Below are 5,173 nucleotides of genomic sequence, written 5' to 3' on the forward strand. Positions count from 1 at the left end.
CGGCGGCGCCGGCGGTGGCGGCACCGGCGGCCACTGACCCTCCCGCCCCAGGACCCCGCGGCCCGGCCCTCGGGCCACGGCCCACGGCCAGGCGCTCACCCAGCCACGGCGCACGCCCACGGCCCACGGCCCACGGGATCGCCGGGCCACGGTCCACGGGCCACGGAGCTCCGGACGCTCCGGACGTGACGACGGTCACGTCCGGAGCGTGACGATTCGCGCACCCCGCGGGGCCGGGTGGCAGCCGAGAAAGGTCCCGCGCGTTAGTAGGCTCATCGGTCATGAAGGAGCCGCGCATCCTGTTCGTGCACGCCCACCCCGATGACGAGTCCATCGGGACGGGCGCGACCATGGCCAAGTACGCGGCCGAGGGCGCCCACGTCACGCTCGTCACCTGCACGCTCGGTGAGGAGGGCGAGATCATCCCGGCGGACCTGCGCCACCTGGCCGCCGACGGGGAGGACCGGCTCGGCGAGTTCCGGATCGGCGAGCTCGCCGCCGCCTGCGCGGCCCTCGGCGTCGCCGACCACCGGTTCCTCGGCGGCCCGGGCCGCTGGCGCGACTCCGGCATGATGGGCGCCCCCACCAACGACGACCCGCGCTGCTTCTGGCGCGCCGACCCCGACGAGGCCGCCGGGGCGCTCGCCGAGATCGTCCGGGAGGTCCGGCCGCAGGTCGTGGTCAGCTACGACGACCGCGGCAACTACGGCCACCCCGACCACATCCAGGCGCACCGCGTCACCCGCCGGGCCTTCGAGCTGGCCGCCGACCCGTCCTTCACGGGCGAGGGCCGCGAGCCGTGGCGGGTCGCCAAGCTGTACGCCTACGCGACGCCCCGCACCGTCCTGGTCCGCGCGATCGCGGTGATGCGGGAGGCGCGGCTGCCGTTCCCGCGCGTCGCCACCCTGGACGAGCTGGGCTCCGGCGTCCCGGACGACCTGATCACCACCGTCGTGGACGCCCGTCCGCACCTGCCCGCCAAGCTGGCGGCGCTGCGCGCGCACCGCACCCAGATCACCGTCGCGCCCCCCGAGACCGGGCCGTTCTTCGCGCTGTCGAACAACCTCGGCCAGCAGGCGTTCGGCACCGAGTACTTCGTCCTGCTGGAGGGCGAGCGCGGCCCGGTCGGGCCGGGCGGCCGGGAGACCGACCTGTTCGCCGGGCTCTCCTGAGCGCGGCCCTGGCTAGGCTGTCCGCGTGAACGAGGACGACGCCCCCAAGCGGCGCGCGGACGAGCCCGCGCCGCCGACCCGCGCGACCCCCGCATCCGCCCCGGAGAAGGGCTCGGGCGCGACTCCGGACGCCGGTGCGAAGGCCGGTCCGGAGGCCGGTGCCGCGGCCGGTGCGGAGGCCGGACGGGCCGCGGATGCGGGACCGGGCGCGAAGGGCTCCGGCACTCCGGACGAAGCCCCCGGCTCAGAGCCTGCCGCGGAGCCCGCCCCGGAGTCCGCCGCAGAGTCAGCCCTGGAGCCTGGCCCGGCGGTGGGGCCGAGCCCCGGGCTGGAGGCGGTCGTCTCCGGCGCGGCCTACGGGGTGCTCTTCCTGCTCGGCATCGCCTACGGGCTGTTCGGCGCGTTCCACCAGGACTGGACGGTCGGCTCGCTCCCGCTCCCGGCGATCGTCCTGTGCGCGGTCCTGTTCGGCCTGGTGTTCGGCGCGGGGTACGGCATGCGGACGAAGCTGGGCGCGGTGCTCCCGGCCGCCGCGTGGATGATCGTGACGTTCGTCATGTCGTCCAAGCGGTCCGAGGGCGACCTGGTCGTCCCCGGCACGACCGCCGGCTACGTCTACATCGTCGGCGGCCTGGTCGCGGGGCTGGTCGCGATCGCCGTGGTGCCGACCGGCCGCGCGCCGGGAGAGTGGCTCACCGGACAGCGGCTCCCCGGAGGCGGAGGCCATACCCGCGGGTAGTGTGAGGGCGTTGTGAGCACCGAGCCCCCCTGCACCGAGCCCCCCTGCCCCGAGCCTCTCGCCACGGACCCCTTCGCCGCGGAGCCCCCGTCCCCCCGGTCCAGCGTCCCCGGCGCCGCGCCCGACCCCCGGCTGTTCCGCCGGGTCGTGGGACGGTTCGCCACCGGCGTGGCGATCGTGACCACCGTCGACGACGGCGTGGACCACGCGATGACGGTGAACGCCTTCACCTCGGTGTCCCTCGACCCGCTGCTCGTCATGTTCTGCGCCGAGCGGACGGCCCGCTTCCACGACACCGTCCTCGCCTCCGGCACCTGGGCCGTCTCGGTCCTGCCGGACGGGCTGCGGGCGGCGTCGGAGCACCTGGCCACCCGGGGCCGTCCGATCGCCGGGCAGCTCGACGGCTACCGGGTGCACCGCGGCCCGGTGACCGGCGCGCCCGTGCTGTCCGAGGCGCTCGCCGCGGTCGAGTGCCGCACCCACGCCGTCCACCCGGCCGGTGACCACAGCATCGTGGTCGGCGAGGTCCTGTCGCTCGACGTCCCGAACCCCGACGCCGAGCCGCTGATCTTCCACGACGGCCGCTACCGCCGCATCGCCCGCTGACCCCCGTCACCGCACCGCCTCGCACCGCCTCGCACCGCACACCGCACCGCGCCGCGCCGCGCCGTGCCGCGCCGTGCGGCGCCGTGCCGTCGCCGCGAGCCGTGCCGCACCGCGCCATGTCGTGTCGCGTCCGGCGGACAGCGAAAAGGCCTGGGACGACAGGAGCGTCGTCCCGGGCCTCTCGCCGACTGGGGCACGTTCGGCGGGATCGGGTGCCCGCCGGGCGGGTCAGTGCGCGGCGGGTTCCGGCTGCGGCCGGAGGGCGTCGGACTTCCCGGCCCCCCGGTAGCCCTTCACACCGAGGCAGGCGAACGCGCCGACCATGATCACGGCCACCGGCAGCAGCATCGTGGGCCGCATCGCGTGCACGAAGCCGTGCCCGAACACCTGGCCCGACAGGGCCTGGATCTGGTGCGCCACGTTCTGCGGGGTGCCCGGCGGGAGCTTCTGGCCGCCGCCGTGCTGGGACGCGCCGACCTCAAGACCGCCCTTCGCGGCCTTCGAGAAGCCCGCGACGAACTTGTCGTGGTACGGCTGGGGGAGACCCTGCGAGCGCCGCACCGCCTCGTCCTTCAGCGAGGAGGCGAGCTGGTTCTGCAGGATCGCGCCGACCGCCGCCGAGCCGACCACCGAGCCGATCTGGCGGATCGTGTTGCTCACGCCGGACGCGGCGCCGGCCAGCCGCGGCGGGACGTTGCGGGTCGCCTCGGTCGCCATCGGCGCGAACACACCGCCGACGCCGATGCCGGAGACCACCAGCGGGCCGAGGAACGCCGTCCACGGGGTGTCGGTGCCCGCGACGGCCACCATCCACAGCATCCCGACGCCGTACAGCAGCAGGCCGCCCATGAGGATGAACCGGCCGCCGATCTTGTCGGTGAGCTTGCCCGCGACCGGCGCGAGGAACATCGACACCACCGAGGACGGCGCCATCACCAGGCCCGCCTTGAGGGCGCTGAACCCGAGCACCGACTGCAGGTAGATGTTCATCGGCAGGAACATGCCGACCATGCCGACCGAGACGGCCGCGCCGACGAAGGCGAGGATCGTGAAGTTGCGGTCCTTGAACAGCCCGAACGGCACCAGCGGCTCGCGGCTCTGCCGGGACTTCTGCTGGACGAGGAAGACGACGAACAGCACGGCCGCGACGCCGATCAGCGCCCAGATCCAGACGTTCCAGTCGTACTTCTGGCCCTCGGTGAGGGCGAACACCAGGCAGAACAGCGCGACGGTGGCGAGCACGACGCCGAGCACGTCGAACTTGTGCCGCACGCCCGGGATGTGGGCGGGCAGGATCGGCACGGCCATGGACAGCACCAGGATGCCGATCGGCAGGTTGACGAAGAAGATCCAGCGCCAGTCGAAGCTGGTGACCAGCAGGCCGCCGACGGTCGGGCCGGCGATCGTGGAGACGCCCGCCACCGCGCCCCACACGCCGAGCGCCGCGCCGCGCTTCTCCGGCGGGAAGGTGGCGATGATGATCGACATCGTCTGCGGCATCAGCAGCGCCGCGCCGAGCCCCTGCACCGCGCGGGCGGCGATGAGCTGGGTCGGGTCCTGCGCGATCCCGCACGCGAGGCTGGCCAGGGTGAACAGCACGACCCCGGCGATGAACAGGTTCTTCTTGCCCCACAGGTCGCCGAGCCGGCCCGCCGTGATGAGCAGGACGGCCAGCACCAGGATGTAGGCGTTGGTGACCCACAGCACCTCGTCCAGCGAGGCGTGCAGCTTGTCGATCATGCTGGGGATGGCGACGTTGACGATCGTCAGGTCGAGCAGCGTCATGAAGAACCCGAGGGACAGCGTCAGCAGCACCGCCCAGGGGTTTCCCCGCCACTTGCTCATTCGTTCTCCTCTGCGCGCGCCCCGTGGCCGGGCACGCTGTCGTAGGGGGGTCGCTGCGCGCAGGGCGCGTCCAGGTCGTCGTCGAAGACCAGGCGCCCGGCGTCGAGGTCGGCCACCAGGGCCTGGGTGAAGTCGAGCTCGGCCCGGTGCCGGGAGATGCTCAGCTGCAGGTCCAGCAGCCGGTGCCGGCCGAGACCGCGCTTGCGCAGCGAGTCGTAGGACGCCTGTTGTCCGGCGACGAGCGCCTCCAGCACCACCGCGCGGTTGCGCAGATGCCGCGCGACCTCCTGCTCGGACAGCAGGGGGACGAACGCCAGCGCCGCGCCGAACAGCGGGAACTCTTCGCTCGGCGCGGAGAGCAGGTCGGCCAGCCGGTCGCACGCGGCGTCCCTGCCGGACGGCGTCACCGCGTACACCGTCCGCTCGGGCCGGCGGCCCTCGCGGTTGGTCTCCACGGGCTCGATCAGGCCGGACGAGGCCAGCCGGTCGACGGTGTGGTACAGCGAGCCGTGCGTCACCTTGACCGCGTGGTCGTAGGCGTGCAGGCGGATGCGCTGCTGCATCTCGTACGGATGCATCGGCCCGTCGCACAGCATGCGCAGCACGGTCAGCGCCAGAGGTGTGAGTTTTCGGGACATCAGCCGTCTTTGGTTGATACGGATTAGTCCACTCAGACTAATCCGTGGTGACTGATCTGTCAGCGCGGTTCCGCCGTGCCAGGGACGTGACGGTGGTCTCACCCTCATGCCCGCCCGGAGGGGCCGGGGAACGCCAGGAGGCCGCCGCCGGACGTCGTCGTCCGGCGGCGGCC

5 protein-coding genes are annotated in these 5,173 nt (G+C 73.7%); 3 read left to right on the top strand and 2 right to left on the bottom strand.

The annotated features are described in order from the left end of the window. The first annotated feature begins 281 nt into the window (after positions 1 to 281). The 3 genes from mshB to DZF91_RS28670 are packed head-to-tail and all read left to right on the top strand — an operon-like array spanning position 282 to position 2,517. Positions 282 to 1,172, top strand: coding sequence for an N-acetyl-1-D-myo-inositol-2-amino-2-deoxy-alpha-D-glucopyranoside deacetylase (mshB, locus tag DZF91_RS28660; RefSeq protein WP_117360237.1), 891 nt, complete (start codon positions 282 to 284; stop codon positions 1,170 to 1,172). A 25-nt stretch (positions 1,173 to 1,197) separates the two neighbouring features. Beyond that, positions 1,198 to 1,911 (top strand): DUF6113 family protein, encoded by a 714-nt coding sequence (locus DZF91_RS28665; protein ID WP_117360238.1) that lies wholly within the window; start codon positions 1,198 to 1,200, stop codon positions 1,909 to 1,911. Between the two features lie 12 nt (positions 1,912 to 1,923). Then, positions 1,924 to 2,517, top strand: a complete 594-nt coding sequence (locus DZF91_RS28670; protein ID WP_235834634.1) for a flavin reductase family protein — start codon at positions 1,924 to 1,926, stop codon at positions 2,515 to 2,517. 228 nt (positions 2,518 to 2,745) lie between these two features. Here the strand turns inward: DZF91_RS28670 and DZF91_RS28675 are convergent, their stop codons facing one another. Both DZF91_RS28675 and DZF91_RS28680 read right to left on the bottom strand, forming a co-directional pair. Continuing rightward, the gene (locus DZF91_RS28675) at positions 2,746 to 4,362 is read right to left on the bottom strand and encodes a DHA2 family efflux MFS transporter permease subunit (RefSeq protein WP_117360239.1); all 1,617 of its coding nucleotides are present in this window, start codon (positions 4,360 to 4,362) and stop codon (positions 2,746 to 2,748) included. Next, positions 4,359 to 5,000, bottom strand: coding sequence for a PadR family transcriptional regulator (locus DZF91_RS28680; RefSeq protein WP_158588071.1), 642 nt, complete (start codon positions 4,998 to 5,000; stop codon positions 4,359 to 4,361). Before DZF91_RS28680 ends, DZF91_RS28675 begins: the two co-directional genes overlap by 4 nt. Positions 5,001 to 5,173: the final 173 nt, after the last annotated feature.

This window comes from Actinomadura logoneensis (assembly GCF_003428695.1).
In the GTDB taxonomy this organism is placed as follows: domain Bacteria; phylum Actinomycetota; class Actinomycetes; order Streptosporangiales; family Streptosporangiaceae; genus Spirillospora; species Spirillospora logoneensis.

Excerpts from the sequence above, each read along its gene's own strand:
- DZF91_RS28675 (WP_117360239.1), bottom strand. The coding sequence starts at position 4,362 with ATGAGCAAGTGGCGGGGAAACCCCTGGGCGGTGCTGCTGACGCTGTCC.
- mshB (WP_117360237.1), top strand. The coding sequence starts at position 282 with ATGAAGGAGCCGCGCATCCTGTTCGTGCACGCCCACCCCGATGACGAG.
- DZF91_RS28680 (WP_158588071.1), bottom strand. The coding sequence starts at position 5,000 with ATGTCCCGAAAACTCACACCTCTGGCGCTGACCGTGCTGCGCATGCTG.